This window comes from Pyxidicoccus fallax, assembly GCF_012933655.1.
Lineage (GTDB): Bacteria > Myxococcota > Myxococcia > Myxococcales > Myxococcaceae > Myxococcus > Myxococcus fallax.
In genome coordinates this window covers 1-17,854 of sequence record NZ_JABBJJ010000016.1, presented here as the reverse complement: position 1 = coordinate 17,854, position 17,854 = coordinate 1, and the positions used below count along the sequence as shown (strand labels likewise).

The window sequence follows — 17,854 nt, the reverse complement described above, 5'->3', positions numbered from 1 at the left end:
GGCCCTCACGGATGAGGGCCCGACGCTACCGTGAAACCCCGCGGCGCCGTCACTCCGCCTTCTTGGGCGCGGCGGCGGACTCCACGACGCGGTGGACGGGGTACAGCTCGCCCGCCGCAATCATGTTGTCGAGGAACTGCCAGCGGCAGAAGCCGTCGTCGGAGTGGGGCTCCAGCAGGTACACGGCGAGGGTGCCGGCGCGCTGCGCGGTGGGGACGTACAGCGTCCCGGCGGGGAACTCGCGCGTGGTGCGCTCGGGGGCGACGGTGAGCACCGTCTCGAAGCGCACGGGCTTGGGCTTCTGGCTGAGGGGCACCTCGGCCTCTCCGGGGGGCGGCACGTTGGCGGCCACGTCGGGGCTGAAGGTCTCTTCGCGCCGGGCCACGCGGTAGCTGTCCACGGTGAAGCTGCGGGTGTCCGGCAGGCGCTCGAAGCGGATGCCGTGGCCTTCCAGGCGTGACGCCAGCTCCGCCGGGACGAGGTACGCCGCCGGGGTGCTCACCGCCTGCGTGGGCACGAAGGTGCGGTAGTGCGGAATCTTGTACACGCGCTTCTTCTTCCCGGGGTAGCGCCGCTCCGCGATGCTCGCCTCGTCGTAGGCGAGGATGCGGGCGGTGTCGCCCGGCTTCGCGTACGCGGGGTACTCGAAGGCGAGCGCGCCCTTGTCGTCGCGCGTGGCCACGCCGTAGTTGATGCCCACCAGCGTCTGCACGTCGGGCGACTCACCGCGCTCGATGATGCGGGCCTCCTCGGCCTCGGTGATGGCGCGGTAGGCCTTGGCGTTCTTCGCGGCGTCGCGGATGAGCTCCAGGAGCCACGCGCGCATCACCGCGCAGCGGCGCGGGAAGTCGATGTAGCTGTACGTCTCCAGCAGCACGTCCATGCGCCCGAGCAGCCCGCGGTAGTGACTGCCGAAGCGGGGCAGGGCGGGGTAGGTGTGCCAGCCGGAGTTCGGGTCGCCCTCCTGCTTGTAGTTGCCGTACCAGAAGCTGTCGAAGTCGTGCCGCTTCTTCACGGCCTCGGCCACGCGCTCCAGCATCTCCCGGTTGTACGCGCGCAGCTCGGAGAAGAGCGGCTCGTTGGAGTGCGACGTGTCGTAGGTGAGGTCGAAGCCGTGGATGCTGCCGTCGGTGGTGTGGCAGTCGATGAACACGTGCGGCCACCACGTCTGGTACAGCGCGGCGAGCGCGCGCGTCTCCGGGGCCTCCTGCTTCGTGTTGTCGCGGTTGAGGTTCCAGCCCTCGCCCGTGTAGCGCGTGCCCACGCCGCCCTCGGGGTTCACCTGGCCCTCGAGCTCCTTCAGGTTGAGCTTGCGGTTGTTGGGGCTGATGCGGTCGTTGCCGTCGGGGTTGAAGTTGGGCACCAGCACGAGGCACAGCCGGTCCAGGATGTTCTTCCCCAGCTTGGTGAGCGTGAGGTCGCGGGCGAGCGCGAGCACCGACTCCTTGCCCTCCACCTCGCCGGCGTGGATGTTGGCCTCGATGAGCACGATGGCCTTCTTCTGCTTGCGCGCCAGCTCGGGCGTGAAGCAGTTGCGGTCGCTCACGATGAGCGCCATCAGGGGCTGGCCCTCGCCGCTCTTCCCGAAGTCGACGCGGCGGACGAGCTTCGTGCGGCGGCAGAGCTCGTCCACGAAGGCGAGCACATCCGAGTGACGAGAGGTCTGCGTGTACTTGGACGCTTCAGCGCGGGTGAGCAGCTCGGTCATGGCCGCGCATCCGAGCGTTCCCCACGCACAGCGTCAAGCACTTGCGTACGGTAACTGGTGCACGGTGCGCTCGGCCCCCGGGTTGTCCGGGCAGTGGCAGTGAAGATCTTGGCTGTCATCATGCCTCGGGTCTGTGTGTTGTTCGGGTTGTCGACGTTGCTGGTGTTGCTGGGGGGACGGACGCGGGAGGCCCATGCGCAGACGCCCGCGCCGGTCGTCGTCTCCTTCACGTTCGACGACGGCCGGGCGAACCAGGCCGAGGGCCGCGCGCTGCTCGCCCGCCATGGCATGCGGGGGACGTTCTATGTGAACAGCGGGCGCATCGGGCAGTCCACCCGGCTGACGCTGGCGCAGCTCCAGGCGTTCCAGGCCGAGGGGCACGAGATTGGCGGGCACACCGTCAGCCACCCGCGCCTGACGGACCTGGACCCCGGAGAGCAGGCCCGGCAGATCTGCGACGAGCGCGTGGCCCTGAGCGCGGCGGGCCTGACGGTGACGTCCTTCGCGTACCCGTACGGCGCGCTGGACGCGACGACGCGGCGGCTCGTCATGGAGTGTGGCTACAACTCCGGCCGGGACAGCGCGGGGCTCCTGTCGCCGGGAGGCTGTGCGAACTGCCCGGTGGCGGAGCTCGTTCCACCGAGAGACCCGTATGTGATTCGGGTGTTCAGCTCCGTGGACTCCACCACCACGCTCCAGGACCTCCAGGACGCGGTGACGCGGGCGGAGCAGGGGGGCGGTGGCTGGGTGACGTTCGTCATCCATGACGTGTGCGACGGCTGTGGTTCGCTCTCCATCACCCCGGCGACGCTGGACGCCTTCCTGGCGTGGCTCGCCCCGCGTGCCGTCCAGGGCACCACGGTGCGCACCGTGCACGAGGTGATGGGAGGCCCCGTCCATCCGCCGGTGCCCGGACCGCCGCCTCCGGAGCGCCCGGACGCGAGCCAATTGCTGTTCAATCCCTCGCTGGAGGAGGACGCCAACGGCGACGCCCTCCCGGACTGCTGGATGCGCAAGAGCTACGGCGACGTCACGGCGGTGTGGAGCGAGCCCGGGGACGCGCCGGACGGGAGCCGGGCCGCGCAGGTCACCATCACCCGCCATGTCTCCGGCGACGTGAAGCTCATCTCGTCGCAGGACCTGGGCGCCTGCGCGCCGCCGGCCCGGCCCGGGCACCGGTATCGGGCACGCGCCCTGTACCGGACGGACGGCCCGGCGCGCTTCGCCGCGTACTATCGCACCGCCGCCGGAGGCTGGGTCTGGTGGGCGCAGGGGCCGCTGCTGCCGCACAGCGCGTCATACGTCACGGCCGAGTGGACGACGCCTCCGGCGCCCGCCGAGGCGACCGCCATCAGCGTGGGGCTGTCCCTCATCGGCCCGGGCACCCTGGCCATGGACGCGCACGCCCTGGAGGACCTCACCCCGCTGCGGCCCGTCATCCGGTTCGGGGACACCTGGAAGTACGAGGCGAGCGGCCTGGACCCGGGCGCCGGCTGGTACCTGGCGGGCTTCGATGACTCCGCCTGGGGCTCCGGCGCGGGGCAGCTCGGCTACGGGGACAGGGACGAGACCACCGTACTTCCCGCTACGACTCCGGCCCAGACGAGTGTCTATTTCCGCAAGAAGGTCACCCTGGACGGGCCCGCCGTCGACGTCACGTTGAGCGCCATCTTCGATGATGGCATCGCCGTGTGGGTGAACGGCACGCTCGTGCTGACGCGGAATATGGGTGTGGGCACCGCGCACGCGAAGTACGCGACGGCCTCCGCGGAGAACGAGCGGGTGGACGTCACGCTGCCGCCCGAGGTCTTCGTGCAGGGGGAGAACACCGTCTCGGTGATGGTGAAACAGAACGGCAGGACGTCGCCGGACCTGTCGTTCGACCTGAAAGTGGATGTCGCGCGGGCCCCACCTGGATGAAAGCACGGATTGTCCTCCTCTCCGTGAGCCGTTAAGTGTGGGCCATGCCCACCTCGTCTCGCATCCTGATGGCGCCTCCAGGACTGGAGCGTGAGCCCGTCGGGTCTCCGGAGGTGGAGGGGGGCAACGTCATGGACTCGCGCGCCACCGCGCCGCGCGTCCTGCTGGTGGACGACAACCCGGCCAACCTGCTGGTGCTGGAGACCGTGCTCGCGCCACTGGGCGTGGGACTGGACAAGGCCGCCTCGGGCCGGGAGGCGCTGCGCTACCTCATGCGGGAGGACTACGCCGTCATCCTCCTGGACGTGCAGATGGAAGGGCTGAGCGGCCTGGAGACGGCGGCGCTCATCAAGCAACGCGAGCGCACGCGCGACGTGCCCATCATCTTCATCACCGCGTTCCAGTGGAGCCAGCAGGAGGTCCTCGCGGCCTACGGCTCCGGCGCGGTGGACTTCCTCACCAAGCCCTTCGTGCCCCAGGTGCTGTGCGCGAAGGTGTCCGTCTTCATGGACCTCTACCGCGCGCGGCAGGAAATCCAGCGCCAGTCGGCGCGGACCCAGGCCCGGGAGCGCGAGCTGCTCGAGCACACCCACCAGCAGCACCTGCATCGCATCTTCATGCAGCAGTCCTCGGCGGCCATCTCCATCACCCGGGGACCGGACTTCGTCTTCGAGTTCGCCAACACCCTCTACGAGAAAATCATCGGACGGCCCGTTCCGGTGGGCGCCTCGCTGGCGGAGGTGATGCCGGAAGTCGTGTCCCAGCCGGAGGTCATGGCCCGGCTGCGGCGGGTGATGGAGACGGGCGAGCCCTTCGTGGGCACCGAGTTCAGGGTGTCGCTGGACCGCCACGGCACCGGCCAGCTCGAGGAGTCCTTCTTCAACCTCACCTACCAGCCCACGTTCGACGCGCGAGGGCAGGTGGATGGGCTCATCACCTTCTCGGTGGAGGTGACGGAGCTCGTGCGCGCCCGACGGTGCGCGGAGGCGCTGGCCGAGGACCTGCACCGCCAGGCGGAACAGCTGGAGCGGTGGGACCGGCTCTTCCAGCATGCGGGCTGGGGCATCGCCAGCACGGACCCGGAGACCTGGCGCCTCAACGCCGTCAACCCCGCCTTCGCGCGCCTGCACGGGTATGACTCGCCCGAGGAGGTCGTCGGGAGGCACGTGCGGGAGGTGCTCGCGCCCGAGACCTTCGATGCCTTCAAGGCGGAGCTGTCGCGGACCATCGAGAAGGGGCACCACACGTACGAGAACCTCCACCTGCGCAAGGACGGCAGCCGCTTCCCCATGCTGGTGGACGGGGTGGCGCTGAAGGACGAGCACGGCAACGTCACCTACCGGGCCGCGAGCTTCCAGGACCTGACGGCGCGCAAGGAGGCCGAGGACCGCTTCGCCTTCCTGGCGCGGGCCGGCGAGGTCCTGGCCTACTCGCTGGATGGGGACATGGTGCTCCAGCGGCTCGCGGAGCTGTCGGTGCCGCAGCTCGCGGACTGGTGCGCGGTGGACGTGCTCACCGAGCAGGGTGGGGTGGAGCGGCGGGTGGCGGTGCACGCGAATCCCGAGCGCGTGGCGCTGGCCTTCGAGCTGGCCCGCCGCCATCCCGTCGACCTGGGCTCCGACGTGGGCATCGCCCGGGTGCTGCGCACGGGCGAGCCGCTGTGCCTGCCGGAGCTGACGGAGGAGTCGTTGCCCGCCTTCTCGCGGGATGGGGAGCATTTGGCGATGGGGCGGCGGCTCGGCATCAAGTCCGTGCTCTGCGTGCCGTTGCAGGCGCGTGGGCGGGTGCTGGGGGCGCTGACCCTGATGATTGAAGCGGGCGCGCGGCGGTATGGGCCCCGCGACGTGGAGATGGCGCGGGAGCTGGCCCGCCGGGCCGGCCTCTCCATGGACAGCGCGCTCCTGTTCGAGGAGGCGAAGGACGCCCAGGCGCGCACCGCGCGGCTCCAGGGCATCACCGCGGCGCTGTCGCGGGCCGCCTCGCTGGAGGAGATGGCGGAGGTCATCATCCACGAGGGGCTCCAGGCCACGCAGGCGCAGCGGGGCGCCATCCTGCGGTTGCGGGACGGCGCGGTGCGGCTCGTGCGTCACTTCGGCTATCCGGAGGGGCATGCCGCGGTCTTCGAGCGGCTCACCGTGGACGAGGGCAGTCGGCTGCGGGAGGTGGTGCGGGGGGGCCAGCCGCTGTGGTCCGCCACGCTCGCCGAGTGTCTGGCCCATGTGCCGGAGCTGGCGCCCGTCACCGAGGCCGCGGGCGAGGGGGCACGGGCCGTGTTGCCGCTGGTGACGGAGCAGCGGGTGCTGGGGCTCATCATCCTGGGGTGGACGCGGGAGCGGCCGTTCCGGCTCCGGGAGAAGACGTTCCTGGAGGCCATCTCGCGCCAGTGCGCGCAGGCGATGGAGCGCGCGGAGCTGTACCGGGACGCGCAGGCGGCCATCCGGCTGCGGGACGAGTTCCTCTCGGTGGCGAGCCATGAGCTGAAGACGCCGCTGACGTCGCTGCGGCTGCAGCATTCGCTCGTGGAGCGGGCGGTGGGCGAGGGGCCGCCGGAGAAGGCGCGGACGCGGCTGGGCGCGGCGGTGCGACAGGTGGACCGGCTGACCTCGCTGGTGGACAGCCTGCTGGACGTGAGCCGTTTGTCGTTGGGGAAGCTGGCGCTGGAGCTGTCGGAGGTGGACCTGGGGCAGGTGGTGCGGGACGGGGTGGAGCGGCTGGAGGCCGTCTTCACGCAGGCGGGCTGCGAGGTGCGCCTGAGGGTTCCGGTGGAGGTCCGCGGGTACTGGGATGGCTCACGGCTGGAGCAGGTGGTGGTGAACCTGCTGTCCAACGCGGCGAAGTATGGCGCGGGCAAGCCGGTCGACATCGAGGTGGACGCGGACGAGGGCCAGGCGCGGCTGCGCGTGAGGGACGAGGGCATCGGCATCTCCTCCGAGGCGATGCCGAGGCTGTTCGGCCGCTTCGAGCGCGGCGTCTCCGACCGGCACTACGGTGGCCTGGGGCTGGGGCTCTACATCTCCCGGCAGATTGTCGAGGCCATGGGCGGCGGCATCCAGGTGGAGAGCCAGCAGGGGGAGGGGGCGCTGTTCACGGTGCGGCTGCCGCTGCGGAGGTAGGGCCCTTCAGCGCAGACGTTCCAGCGCCCGGCTGACGGCATCGAAGCCGGCGGCGTACGTCGCGTCGAAGTCGGTCCCGCTGCCCATCAGCGCCTCGTTCGCCGGGTGCTCCATGTCGACGCGGACCTCCCACACCTCGCAGCCCATGTCCGGCCGGTAGAACGCGGGCTCCTCGGTGACGTTGATGGCGATGAGCCGCGAGCCCGGGAAGAGCGTGCACGCATCGTGGACCGGCACCGCCGAGACGCGGTCCGCCCCCGGGTCGATGCGCTCCAGCGTCGCGTCCTCGAACAGGAACGGATTCGCCGCGCTCGCCGCCACCGCCGACGCCACCGGCCCTCGCGTCACCGTCACCCGCCGGAGCCCCTGGTTCGTGGGCTCCTGGTAGAAGGTGACGAAGGGCACGGGCAGTTCCTCGACGCGGGCCCCCAGGTAGAAGGAGTCCAGCACCTCGGTGAAGCGCTCATGGCTGAGCGGCGGCACCGTGGACGCTCCACCCGCCGCCCCGAGCGCCCCCGCCGCGAGCGCCGGCGCCAGCGAGCCTCCCGACAGCAGCACCGCGAGCAGTCCAATCGCCGCGCCCACCGTGCCGCGCTTCTTCGCCTCGCGCACCGTCTCCCGCTCGTAGTCGGAGAAGAACTTCCGGTAGCGCGCCCGCAGGTCCGCCTGGGGCGCGGACGCATAGAGGCTGCCCACCACCGCGCCCATGCTGTTGCCCACCACGCAGTCGATGTGCACGCCTCGCGCCTTCAGCGCATCCAGCGCCCCCAGGTGTGCGAGCCCCTTCGCCCCGCCCACGGACAGCACCGCGCACGTGCGCTCCGGCGCGCGCCGCGCGGCCCCGCGGTGACACGAGGTCGTTCCCACCAGCAGCGCGGTGAGCAGCAGGACGCGAAATCGCCAGGGCATCGAGTTCTCCCGGAAGAGGGCCCGACTGTACCGCGAGGCCGGGGCCCGCGAGAGCTGCGCTCGGAGTGTGAGTCCGGAAGCGAGCGAGCAGCCGTTCCGATGCGATGCCCGGCCGTGGGGGTGCGCCCCGGCTACGAGGACGAGATGCGCCGCTCGCCCTCCCGCTCGTGACGGCTACTTCTTCGCCGCGCGGCGCTTCTTCCAGACCTTGTACTCGGGGCTCTTCACGAAGCCCGCGTACTCGGGCACGGTTGCCACGTCATTGAGCTGCACCAGGCCCGTGGCCTCGATGGCGTCGAGCCGCTCGCCCAGCTCCTTGTACTGCTTCTCCTGGAGCGCCAGCCCGGCGAGGCTCCAGTGGCCCACGAGGAGCGTGGGCTCGGCGGTGATGGCGGCCACGTAGTGGCGGCGCGCCTCGGCCGTGTCTCCCTTGTCGAGCATCACGTTGCCGCGCAGCACGGAGAGGTACGGGTCGCGCACGCGCCGGTCCAGCTTGTCCATGGCGCGGATGGCCCCGGCGTGGTCCTTGCGCAGCAGGTAGCCGTCGAAGGAGACGAGCTCGACGCTCGGGTCGTTGGGCAGGGCCTTCTCGTAGTCGGCGATGGCCTGCGCGTAGGCCTCGCCCTCGATGGAAATCGCGGCGGCGGACTGCAGCCGCAGCAGCAGCGCGACCTTCTCGTTCTTGAGGGCCGCGGGGAGCTCTCCATGGAGGCGCAAGACCTCCTCGTGCTTCCCGGCCTGGAAGGCCTGCTGCATCGCCTGCAGCCGGGGCAGGTTCTTGAGGTACGTCTGCTCCTTGCCCATCAGCCGGTCCACCAGGTTCAGCTTGGCGTCCGCGGCGGCGGAGAGGTAGGCGCGGCGCAGCGTCTCGGTGATGAACTCACCGGAGACGTACGGGTAGATGTCCACCACGCGCACCTGTCCGCTGGCGTCCCGGGCCAGCTCCAGGTCCAGGTAGTTCAGGCCCCGCGTGCTCACCGAGCGGAAGAGGGCGCGTGGCACGCCCTTGACGGAGCGGGTGCGCAGCAGCGTGAAGGTGGACTCCTCGTCGAACGCGGCGACGAGCTGCTTGCCGAAGCCCAGCGTGGCGCCCTGCTGCAGGCCCTTCTTGAAGCCGGCGGCGAAGTCCGGGGGCACCTGCACGCCCGCGGTGCTCCTCTTGAAGATGGCCTCCCGGTCGATGTGCGCGTCGAGCGCCTCGCCGTTCCGTGCGTTGATGCCCTTCTCCACCGCCTGGGCGAAGTCGAGGTACGCGGGTTCGAGCCGCGCCCCACGTGCCTCTTCTCCCTGGGGCGCCGGGTCGGCGGCGGGGGCGGGAGCAGCGGGAGCGGTGGCGAGCAGGGCAATCAGTGGCAGGAGCATGGTGGCAGCATACACGTCCCCGGGGAGGCTCCCCTGACAGGGGTCCGGGCGACCCACTGCATCACCCGAGCTGTCGCCGCCAGTCGCGCTTCTCCAGCGTCCGCACGTTGGCGGCCTCCGCGAGCGTCGCCAGGTACCGGCCCAGGTCGAGCAGCTCGGTGTCCTGGGGCTGGCCCTCGTACTCCTTCACGTAGATGGCGTTGCCGTAGTTGTGGATGCACTTGGCGGGCGTGTCGTCGACGATGAGGACGCGCTCCAGGCGGTAGCCTCGCCGCTTCAGCTTCGCGAGCTTCTTGGCGTAGCTGTAGTGGGAGCCCGGGTCGAGGAATCCCTCCTCCTGCACCTTCCGGCTGTCGAGCGCCAGCGTGCACCGGCTCCGTCCCCAGACGAACTCCAGGTCGAGCCCGCCCGGGAGGATGCGCCTCACGATCTCCGCGACGTAGTCATCCGACGCGGAGGACCAGACCGCGAGGCGGAACCGGGCGGCGCACTCCTGGAGGAAGGGCTCCAGGTGTGGCCGCACGTAGACGTGGTAGCCGAACACCTGGAAGTCCGCGTCGCGCTCCAGGCGCTCGTCCCGGGCATGGATGAGCGTCTCGTCCAGGTCCAGTATCAGGAGGATTCTGTCGTCGCCGGGCGTCATCCCTGGGGCTCCGCGAGTGCCTTCATCCGAGCTTCTCCCAGGAGCGACGCGACGCCAACATGGGGGCTGACCGCCGGGGTGGGCCCTGAACGCAGTGAGCCCGGCCAGGTTGTCCTCCTGACCGGGCTCGGGGTCTGCCATGGGTGAGGTCCGTACGTTTGAAGTCGCCGCTTCAGGTTGAGGCCTCGCGTCCTGCGATTGAACGACCGCCGCGCAATGCGGATGGAGCGGCGGGCTGGAATTGCACCAGCATCTCGAGGTGGCGAGCGGTGACGGTCGACCGGACCTGCGACAGTGAATACTGAGCTTGGAGTGAGAATCTGAATCTGGGTTGCTTCGCCATCCCTTGTTGTCGCTTGCCTCTACCGGTTGGGCTACCCCGTCGCATGGACGATGACGGGGGCAGGGCTCGAACCCGCACTGGAGGCGACCTGGGAGTGCTCGGCGTGAGTCTGCTGCTGAGCTTGAGTCTGTACTCCGAAACTTGTGGCGCGCCGGGTCAGCCGAAGAGGTACCCGAGGAGCGCGTCGCCCGCCTTCATCTCCTCCGCCTCGACGGCGTTGGCCTCCTCGCGCGCGAACTTGACGGCCTGCTGCAGCTTCTCCACGCGCTCCAGCATGTCATGCACGCGGGTGGCGGGGAGGGCGCCGGAGAACTTCACGGTCTTCCAGTAGCCGACGACGATGTCCTCGTAATACACCTCGACCTGCGCCGGGTGCTTGTCCGTGGCCTCGGACTTCACGTGGTTGCGAGGGACTTTCTTCGTCTTCGCCGTCTGCACGGGCTCGGTGGCCCACAGGCCCTGCGCGGGGTCGGGGACCCACGTCTCGGACGGGTCCAGCGTGGGCAGCTTCTTCACGAACGTGTGCAGGTCCACGAGCTGCTTCTCCAGGAAGAGCAGGTACGTGGCCGGAACGCCCTTGAGCAGCACCTTGCCGTCCACACGCACGTCCGCCTTCGCGTGGCAGTTGGTGAGGTCCTTGGTGGCGGTGACGTCGAAGAGCCGGGCGAGGATTTCGCGGGTCTTCTTCAGCACGTCGTCGGTGCGCACCTGCACGCGCGTGGACTCGGGCGGGAAGCGCTCACCCTCCTCGTCACGCGGCTGATACGTGCGGGAGATGCCGCTGAGCAGTTGGGGTTTCTGGAGGTCGTGGTGCGCCAGGGTCAGCTCCTGCTGGGAGCGGTTCTTGACGCCCTTCTCGACGGCGATGATCTGGTTCAGCTTGGGCATGGCTGCACTTCGTTCGTGTCTGTGTGTTTGGCCCCTCTGACGGGGCTCGTTGCCGCCACCTGACAATTCGTGCAGGTGCCCGCGAACACCGTCCCGGCCAGCCGCCCGGGTCGTGCTTATCTGGACCGCCAGGGCGGACCCCGTTCCGCCGTGGCATTCCCCTCTGAGCACCCTGGAGACAGCACCATGCGCACGTGGATGAAGACCTTCGGCCTCGCCGCCCTCCTGTCGGGCCTGGGGTCGGCATATGGCCAGAGCCCTCGCTCGCCCTCGGAGCAGAATGGCAACCTCGCCCCGGGCGGGGCGAAGGGCAGCCAGCAGACGCAGCCGCGCGAGGATGCCGCTGCCCAGGGCGCCCCGCTGGAGACCGCGCCTCCGAACGTGCCGGAGTTCAAGCCGGCCTTCCCCGGGCAGACGCGGGCCCCGGGCGTGAAGTCGCGCACGGCCATCCAGGTGACGGAGATTGCCTCCGGCTTCAACAAGCCCTGGGCCATCGCGTTCCTGCCGGACCGGCGCATGCTGGTGACGGAGAAGCCGACGGGGAAGCTCTTCATCGTCACGCCGGACGGTAAGAAGTCTCCGGCCGTCGAGGGCCTGCCGCCCGTGGATGGGCGCAACCAGGGCGGCCTGCTCGACGTGGAGGTCGGCCCCGACTACGCGAAGAGCGGCCTCATCTACTGGACCTATTACGAGCCGCGCGAGGGCGGCAACGGCCTGGCGGTGGCGCGGGCGAAGCTCGTGGACGGCCCGAAGCCGCGCGTGGCCAATCTCCAGGTCATCTTCCGCATGCAGCCCACGCTGGAGTCGACCCTGCACGCGGGCGGACGGCTCGTCTTCACGCCGGATGGGAAGCTGTTCGTCACGCTCGGCGAGCGCTCCATCCTCCCCGGCCGGGTGCAGGCGCGGGACCTGAAGAGCCACTTCGGGAAGATTGTCCGCATCAACCCGGACGGCTCGGTGCCGCAGGACAACCCCTTCGTGGGCCGCCAGGACGCCCGGCCGGAAATCTGGTCCCTGGGCCACCGCAACATCCTCTCCGCGGCGCTCGACTCGCAGAACCGCCTCTGGGAGGTGGAGATGGGGCCGCGCGGCGGCGACGAGCTGAACCTCGTCGGCAAGGCCAAGGACTACGGCTGGCCCACCATCGGCTATGGGGAGGAGTACTCGGGCGAGCCCATCCACAAGACGACCCAGGGCCCGGGCATGGAGCAGCCCGTGTACTACTGGGACCCGGTCATCTCGCCGTCGGGCATGGTCATCTACTCCGGGACGCTGTTCCCCGAGTGGCGTGACAACGTCTTCATCGGCGGCCTGTCCAGCCAGGCCCTGGTGCGGCTGGTCATGAAGGATGACCGCGTGGTGGGCGAGGAGCGGCTGCTCACCGATTTGAACGCCCGCATCCGCGAGGTCGTCCAGGGCCCGGAGGGCGCGCTGTACGTGCTGACGGACGCGTCCAACGGCCGCCTGCTCAAGCTCACGCCCCGCTGACGCGGTTGGCCCGGCGAGGCTGAACGTGTGAGGCTCTCCCGCGAACACCCGCGGGAGGGCGTCATGACGTGGGAGCAGTTGTGCAAGGTGGGATGCGAGCTGCCGGAAGTGGAGGAGGGCATCTGGTGGCGCACCCCGGCGCTGCAGGTCCGGGGCAAGTCCTTCGTGCGGCTGAAGGAGGACGGCGCCACGGTGGTCTTCCTGCTGGAGAGCGTGGACGAGCAGGAGTTCCTCATCCAGGCGATGCCGGCGCTGTACTTCATCACCGACCACTACAAGGGCTATCCGGCGGTGCTGGCCCGGCTGTCGAAGCTGCGCGTGGACGAGGGCCGGCGGCGGCTGGAGGCGGCCTGGAGGCTCAAGGCGCCCAAGACGCTGGTGCGGCGGTTCGAGGAGGCGCGGGCGGCTCCGGTGCGGGACGCCGCCCGGGCGCCACGGAAGGCCGCCTCGGGGGCTCGTGGTGGGAAGAAGGCCCCGCGGAGCAAAGCGGTTCGGTCTCGGGGGTGAACGCGCGGACGGGGCCGCGGGCTCCAGGAGCCTGGAGGGAAGCCGTCAGCGACGCCGGCCTGCCGTGCGTGGGAGCCACGGCGGACATGCCCGGGTCTCGTGGTCAACGTGACGCGGACGCGGTTCTTTCCACCCGGTGGGCCCGGGTGGAAGGTTCCACGGGGGTACGGTTGTCATACGGATACCGTCCCAGATTGGAGAGTTGCCATGCGTACCCGGTCGGTGCTCCCGCTCTACCTCCTGCTCGTCTCCGTGGCCGCCTGCAGCGGCGCCCAGAAGGCGGGAGACCCCAGCCAGCCGCCTCCTCCGCCGGACACGCCGGTGGAGGTGCGGAACCTGAAGACCGTCGACGTCAACCTCTACGCGCTGAGCCCCACGCGCCGCCTCCGCCTGGGCACCGTCCCGGGAATGACGACCCGCAGCTTCGTCATCCCGCATCAGTTCCTGGGCGACATGGACTACCTCCGCTTCGGCATGGAGGTCATCGGCTCGGACGCGGGGGCGCTCAGCGAGCAGCAGCTGCCGGTGCGCCCCGGTGAGCAGCTCTCGTTGACCATCCAGTAGGCGCGGGGCGGGTCAGGGCACGAACACCGCCTGACACCGCTGGCGGCACGAGGCCCAGCCCCGCGTGGGGTTCACGATGGGGCAATCCAGCAGCGCCTGCACCGTGCCTCCCGAGGCCCCAGGAGACGGCAGCGAACAGCGCTCTCCGGCCGGTGCCACCCAGTGGCTGAACCGGCGTCCCTCGCCGGGCGTCACCGTCACGCCCACCCGGGAGCCGGTATCCCCTCGGCACGACGCGCCGCCGCACGAGGTGGACACACTCCCGCCCCCGGGGGTGCTGACCTCCAGCACGCCGGGTAGACACGGCTCGACGCGGTCCGACGTGCCCGTGTCGGCATTGCTCGGGTCGACCAGGGTATGGGGGCCGTCATCCTGGGGCCAGCCATCCGCCGTCCAGTGCAGGCGCCGCACGTGGGGCGCCTGGGTCCCCGCGCAGAACGTCGCGCCGTCCACCTGACGCTCGGCATACCGGTGGATGACGAGCAGGTGCCGGCCCTCGTGCTCCACCACGGAGGCGCCGCCCGGTCCCACGAGGTTGCCACGGCTGGTGAGCAGCTCGGTGCCGCCGCCATTGACCAGCTTGACGCCATTGCGGTCCACGAAGGGGCCGGCGGGCGACGTGGAGCGGCCCACCACCAGCCGGTACGCGGGAAGGTCGGCCAGTCGCGTCGGAGTGGACTGCGTGTAGGGCGGGTACACGCGCGTCCAGCCCAGCGGGGACTCCTTCGGGCGCGGGCCGCAGCAGTAGTCCCAGTTCACCACCAGGTAGTAGTAGCGGCCGCGTTGGAAGAGGTGGCCGCCCTCCAGCGCGTGGTAGCGCTCGCCGTTGCGGCCGGCCAGCCGGACGCGCGTCGCGGCGGTATTGGGCCTGCCGGTGCCGAGGCTGAGCGGGAGCTGGTACACGCCGCCGAAGAACCCGCCGAACGACAGCTTCGCGCGCGGCGCCCCGGTCGCCGTGGTGAACAGGAGCACGTCCGGCCCGTCCGCCGCGAAGGGGGAGGCCGCGGTGCTCCGGAAGACCTCGCCATGGTCCGTCCAGGGCAGGCTGCCATCGAGGACCGTGTTGGACGCATGCCCCACGTACACCCGGTTCGAACCGGGCACCGTGACGGCGTAGTACACGTGGAAGCGCCCGCCGAAGTACGAGATGTCCGGCGACCAGACCTGGTCCGGCTTCAGCAGGGACGTGGCGAACCGCTGGAGCGCCCAGGCGGGAACGGCGTTGAGGTCATTGCACTGCGCATCCCACTGGGGCGGGAAGACGCGCCCCACGTAATGCCAGTTCACCAGGTCCACGGAGCGGCGGATGGCGATGCCCTGTCCCGTGGACACCACGTAGAAGACGTCCCGCGCCCCCTCGCGGACCTTGATGATGGACGGGTCATGGAGGAACAGCTCTCCGTTGGAGACGCACTGCGACTGCGCGCGCCCGGCCTCGGGCACCAGCGCGGACAGGACCACGGCAAGCCACAACCACCGCATGGGACACCCCCCTGGAAACGCACGTCGTTCGATGCCCGGACTACGGCCCGTGGGCCTGGCTGGATTTCAGGGGAGCGCCGTTCCGCCGGGGACGGAAGGGGATGGCGCATCAGGTCAAGGGGTTCCCACGAGCCGCTTTCGTCCGCCGGCTGTCGGCTTTAAGGAGGCGGGGACGCGTTCCACCAGGAGTCCCGGGCTCTTATCGCCGAGTCGAGGTATACCCCCGAAATCCGCCGGGACCGCGTCCCGGCGAACCCTTCGGAAGTGCCCGCCAGACCCATAGCAACAGGAAGACCCACGTGGCCGGAAGCAGCCTCTTTACCCTGATTGATGACATCGCCAGCCTGCTGGACGACGTCGCGGCGATGACCAAGGTCGCCACCAAGAAGACCGCGGGTGTGCTCGGTGACGACCTCGCGCTCAACGCCCAGCAGGTGGCCGGCGTCAACACCGACCGCGAGCTGCCCGTGGTCTGGGCCGTCGCCAAGGGCTCGATGGTCAACAAGGCGATTCTCGTGCCCGCCGCGCTCGCCATCAGCGCCCTGGCGCCCTGGCTCATCACCCCGCTGCTGATGCTGGGCGGCGCGTTCCTCTGCTACGAGGGCTTCGAGAAGCTGGCCCACAAGTTCCTGCACAGCAAGCACGAGGACGACGCGCACCACGAGGAGCTGGTGAAGGCCGTCGCCGACCCGGCCATCGACATGGTCGCGTTCGAGAAGGAGAAGATCAAAGGTGCCATCCGCACCGACTTCATCCTCTCGGCGGAAATCGTCGTCATCGCGCTCGGCACCGTCGCCGCCGCGTCCTTCGGCCAGCGCGTCGCCGTGCTGGTGGGCATCGCCCTCATCATGACCGTGGGCGTCTACGGTCTCGTCGCCGGCATCGTCAAAATCGACGACGCGGGGTTGTACCTCAGCAAGAAGCCGAGCGCCGGAGCGCGGCAGTTCGGCAAGCTGCTGCTCGCGACCGCGCCCGTGCTGATGAAGACGCTCTCCATCGCCGGCACCGTCGCCATGTTCATGGTCGGCGGCGGCATCCTCGGCCACGGCATCCCCCCGCTGCACCACCTGAGCGAGAGCATCGCCCACGGCGCGAGCGGCGTGCCGGGCATCGGCGGTGTCCTGGGCGCCATCCTTCCGTCGCTCATCGACGCGGTGACCGGCGTGGTCGCCGGGGCCATCGTCCTGCTCCTCGTGACGGCGGTGACGCGCGCCGTCCAGGCGGTGCGTCCGAAGAAGGCGAAGGCCGGGTAGGGCTCCCGGACTCAGGCGTTCGCCACCTCATCACCGGCCGGGGCGCGGCGCAGGGGCTGCGCCCGGCCGTACGTCAGCGAGCGCGTCAGCCACTCCGCGGGGCCGAAGCGGAAGCGCGCCAGCCACAGGCGGCTGAAGACCGCCTGGAGGGCGAAGATTCCCAGGGCCACCGCGAGCTGCGCAGCGGACCCGAGCCGGCCCATCAGCCCCAGCCCGCAGCCGTAGAAGAGCAGCACGCCCAGCACGGACTGCATGAGGTAGTTCGTCAGCGCCATCTGCCCGACGGGCGCGAACACCGCCAGCCGCCGCCGCCATGTGTCCCGCTGGAAGAGCAGGGTGATGGCCGCCGCGTAGGCCGCCGCCATCCCCATCTCCCCGAGATGGCGCAGGGGCCCCATGACGAACGGCAGCCACGGGAGCCCGTCCGGCGAGAGGACCTTGCGGCTGAAGAGCTGACCGACGAGCACGCCCACGCCGCTGGCGAAGAGGCCCAGCCCCAGGCTCCACGCGAGGAGGCGGCGGAAGAAGGGCAGGTGCTGGGGCGCGTCGTGGAAGAGGCGGCGGCGTCCGGCCCACAGGCCCAGCAGGAAGCGGCCGATGATGACGGGCCAGAACGTGGCGAGCATCGGGCCCAGGTCCCCCACGTAGTACGCGGCTCCGGATCGCACCGTGTCGGCGAAGGAGCCGTGCATGAACGCCTCCAGCACCTGGGCGCGGAGGCCCGCGCGGTGCTCGTTGGCGGCCTTCGCGGCCTCCAGGGCTTCCGGTCCGCCGAGCCACTGGGGCAGCCGCAGCGCTACGCTCACGAGGACGGGCGCGAGGAAGATGAGCGCCGTGGCCCAGGCGAGCAGCGCGCGGTCCGAGCGCCGGTAGAAGAGCAGCAGCGTGAAGCCCAGCAGGGCGTACGTGCTGACGATGTCCCCCTGGAAGAGAAGGAACAGGTGCGCGAGGCCGAGGCCGAGCATCACCACCAGTCGCCGCGTGTAGACCGGGACGACGGAGGCACCCCGGTGCTCGGCGCGCCCGAGCTGCACCGCGAAGCCCAGGCCGAAGAGGACCGAGAACAGGGTGATGAACCGCCCGCCAATCAGCGGCCCGAAGGCGTGGTTGACCACCGTGTCCAGCCACGTCACGTCCTTCATCGCCGCGTCGAACTGGGCGCGGGAGAGGAACATGCGCCCGCTGAACCACAGGTAGACGTTCGCCATGAGGACGCCGCACAGCGCGAAGCCGCGCAGCGTGTCGAGGAGGACGACTCGCTCGCCCGCGCCGACGGGGCGGGCGCTTTCGCTCCCGGACGCTAGGGGTGACGGGGTGGGGCTCATGGCGGGTGAGGGCTGCAAGGCTTACGCCCGGCGATTCGTCCGCGTGGCTGGGGGAACGGGGCGCAGGCTGTTCGGGCGTGGGATTGCCGCGTCCCGCACGTGGGATTGCGCTCTCCACATTCGTGTTGTCCACAGCCCACGCGGCTCGCGGTACGCCGAGTACACCCAGGCGAAGCCCGCCTTGCTGCCATGGTGCCGGTAGAAGCGGCCCACCGATATCCACCCCGCCCGCGCCAGATCCTCGGCGCGTGCGTGGCCATTTCCGCGCCAGGCCCGCGGCGTCGCCGACTCGCGCAGCGACGTCTCGAACGGATGCTCCTCGGTCCACACCCTCCTCCCCGTCCCCTAC

13 protein-coding genes are annotated in these 17,854 nt (G+C 70.3%); 6 read left to right on the top strand and 7 right to left on the bottom strand.

What is annotated here, in order from left to right; translation table 11 throughout:
- Positions 1 to 49 precede the first annotated feature (49 nt).
- The gene (locus HG543_RS05360; protein WP_169343587.1) at positions 50 to 1,708 is read right to left on the bottom strand and encodes a M14 family metallopeptidase; all 1,659 of its coding nucleotides are present in this window, start codon (positions 1,706 to 1,708) and stop codon (positions 50 to 52) included.
- Between the two features lie 120 nt (positions 1,709 to 1,828).
- On the opposite strand from HG543_RS05360, the gene HG543_RS05355 reads away from it, so the two are divergent.
- Together HG543_RS05355 and HG543_RS05350 are read left to right on the top strand one after the other, a co-directional pair.
- Positions 1,829 to 3,628, top strand: coding sequence for a polysaccharide deacetylase family protein (locus HG543_RS05355; RefSeq protein WP_169343586.1), 1,800 nt, complete (start codon positions 1,829 to 1,831; stop codon positions 3,626 to 3,628).
- Between the two features lie 44 nt (positions 3,629 to 3,672).
- A complete protein-coding gene (locus HG543_RS05350) occupies positions 3,673 to 6,741 on the top strand; it encodes an ATP-binding protein (protein ID WP_169343585.1) in 3,069 nt (1,022 codons plus the stop codon).
- Positions 6,742 to 6,747: 6 nt separating this feature from the next.
- Here the strand turns inward: HG543_RS05350 and HG543_RS05345 are convergent, their stop codons facing one another.
- From HG543_RS05345 to HG543_RS05330, 4 genes are all read right to left on the bottom strand, one after another.
- Positions 6,748 to 7,650, bottom strand: coding sequence for a patatin-like phospholipase family protein (locus HG543_RS05345; RefSeq protein ID WP_169343584.1), 903 nt, complete (start codon positions 7,648 to 7,650; stop codon positions 6,748 to 6,750).
- Between the two features lie 174 nt (positions 7,651 to 7,824).
- Positions 7,825 to 9,012 carry a tetratricopeptide repeat protein gene (locus tag HG543_RS05340; RefSeq protein WP_169343583.1) on the bottom strand — a complete coding sequence of 396 codons (1,188 nt, stop codon included), beginning with the start codon at positions 9,010 to 9,012 and terminating at the stop codon, positions 7,825 to 7,827.
- Positions 9,013 to 9,073: 61 nt separating this feature from the next.
- Complete coding sequence (locus tag HG543_RS05335; RefSeq protein WP_169343582.1) at positions 9,074 to 9,655, bottom strand: NIF family HAD-type phosphatase; 582 nt, start codon at positions 9,653 to 9,655, stop codon at positions 9,074 to 9,076.
- Between the two features lie 499 nt (positions 9,656 to 10,154).
- Positions 10,155 to 10,886, bottom strand: a complete 732-nt coding sequence (locus HG543_RS05330; protein WP_169343581.1) for a DUF7873 family protein — start codon at positions 10,884 to 10,886, stop codon at positions 10,155 to 10,157.
- Between the two features lie 186 nt (positions 10,887 to 11,072).
- Here HG543_RS05330 and HG543_RS05325 point away from each other — a divergent pair, with 186 nt between their 5' ends.
- The 3 genes from HG543_RS05325 (at position 11,073) to HG543_RS05315 (ending at position 13,445) form a co-directional block, all read left to right on the top strand.
- Positions 11,073 to 12,374, top strand: a complete 1,302-nt coding sequence (locus tag HG543_RS05325; protein ID WP_169343580.1) for a PQQ-dependent sugar dehydrogenase — start codon at positions 11,073 to 11,075, stop codon at positions 12,372 to 12,374.
- A gap of 63 nt (positions 12,375 to 12,437) precedes the next feature.
- Complete coding sequence (locus HG543_RS05320; RefSeq protein WP_169343579.1) at positions 12,438 to 12,881, top strand: MmcQ/YjbR family DNA-binding protein; 444 nt, start codon at positions 12,438 to 12,440, stop codon at positions 12,879 to 12,881.
- A 207-nt stretch (positions 12,882 to 13,088) separates the two neighbouring features.
- Positions 13,089 to 13,445 carry a hypothetical protein gene (locus HG543_RS05315; protein WP_169343578.1) on the top strand — a complete coding sequence of 119 codons (357 nt, stop codon included), beginning with the start codon at positions 13,089 to 13,091 and terminating at the stop codon, positions 13,443 to 13,445.
- Between the two features lie 12 nt (positions 13,446 to 13,457).
- Here the strand turns inward: HG543_RS05315 and HG543_RS05310 are convergent, their stop codons facing one another.
- Positions 13,458 to 14,927, bottom strand: coding sequence for an arabinan endo-1,5-alpha-L-arabinosidase (locus HG543_RS05310; RefSeq protein ID WP_169343577.1), 1,470 nt, complete (start codon positions 14,925 to 14,927; stop codon positions 13,458 to 13,460).
- Between the two features lie 299 nt (positions 14,928 to 15,226).
- Between HG543_RS05310 and HG543_RS05305 the strand changes: the two genes are divergently transcribed.
- Complete coding sequence (locus HG543_RS05305) at positions 15,227 to 16,180, top strand: DUF808 family protein (protein WP_169343576.1); 954 nt, start codon at positions 15,227 to 15,229, stop codon at positions 16,178 to 16,180.
- Positions 16,181 to 16,191: 11 nt separating this feature from the next.
- Here HG543_RS05305 and HG543_RS05300 read toward each other — a convergent pair whose 3' ends face one another.
- The gene (locus tag HG543_RS05300) at positions 16,192 to 17,505 is read right to left on the bottom strand and encodes a DUF418 domain-containing protein (protein WP_169343575.1); all 1,314 of its coding nucleotides are present in this window, start codon (positions 17,503 to 17,505) and stop codon (positions 16,192 to 16,194) included.
- Positions 17,506 to 17,854 lie beyond the last annotated feature (349 nt).

Bases quoted from the DNA above. Each gene is read 5' to 3' on its own strand.
- HG543_RS05360 (WP_169343587.1), bottom strand. From the start codon at position 1,708: ATGACCGAGCTGCTCACCCGCGCTGAAGCGTCCAAGTACACGCAGACC.
- HG543_RS05355 (WP_169343586.1), top strand. From the start codon at position 1,829: ATGCCTCGGGTCTGTGTGTTGTTCGGGTTGTCGACGTTGCTGGTGTTG.
- HG543_RS05350 (WP_169343585.1), top strand. From the start codon at position 3,673: ATGCCCACCTCGTCTCGCATCCTGATGGCGCCTCCAGGACTGGAGCGT.
- HG543_RS05345 (WP_169343584.1), bottom strand. From the start codon at position 7,650: ATGCCCTGGCGATTTCGCGTCCTGCTGCTCACCGCGCTGCTGGTGGGA.
- HG543_RS05340 (WP_169343583.1), bottom strand. From the start codon at position 9,012: ATGCTCCTGCCACTGATTGCCCTGCTCGCCACCGCTCCCGCTGCTCCC.
- HG543_RS05335 (WP_169343582.1), bottom strand. From the start codon at position 9,655: ATGACGCCCGGCGACGACAGAATCCTCCTGATACTGGACCTGGACGAG.
- HG543_RS05330 (WP_169343581.1), bottom strand. From the start codon at position 10,886: ATGCCCAAGCTGAACCAGATCATCGCCGTCGAGAAGGGCGTCAAGAAC.
- HG543_RS05325 (WP_169343580.1), top strand. From the start codon at position 11,073: ATGCGCACGTGGATGAAGACCTTCGGCCTCGCCGCCCTCCTGTCGGGC.
- HG543_RS05320 (WP_169343579.1), top strand. From the start codon at position 12,438: ATGACGTGGGAGCAGTTGTGCAAGGTGGGATGCGAGCTGCCGGAAGTG.
- HG543_RS05315 (WP_169343578.1), top strand. From the start codon at position 13,089: ATGCGTACCCGGTCGGTGCTCCCGCTCTACCTCCTGCTCGTCTCCGTG.
- HG543_RS05310 (WP_169343577.1), bottom strand. From the start codon at position 14,927: ATGCGGTGGTTGTGGCTTGCCGTGGTCCTGTCCGCGCTGGTGCCCGAG.
- HG543_RS05300 (WP_169343575.1), bottom strand. From the start codon at position 17,505: ATGAGCCCCACCCCGTCACCCCTAGCGTCCGGGAGCGAAAGCGCCCGC.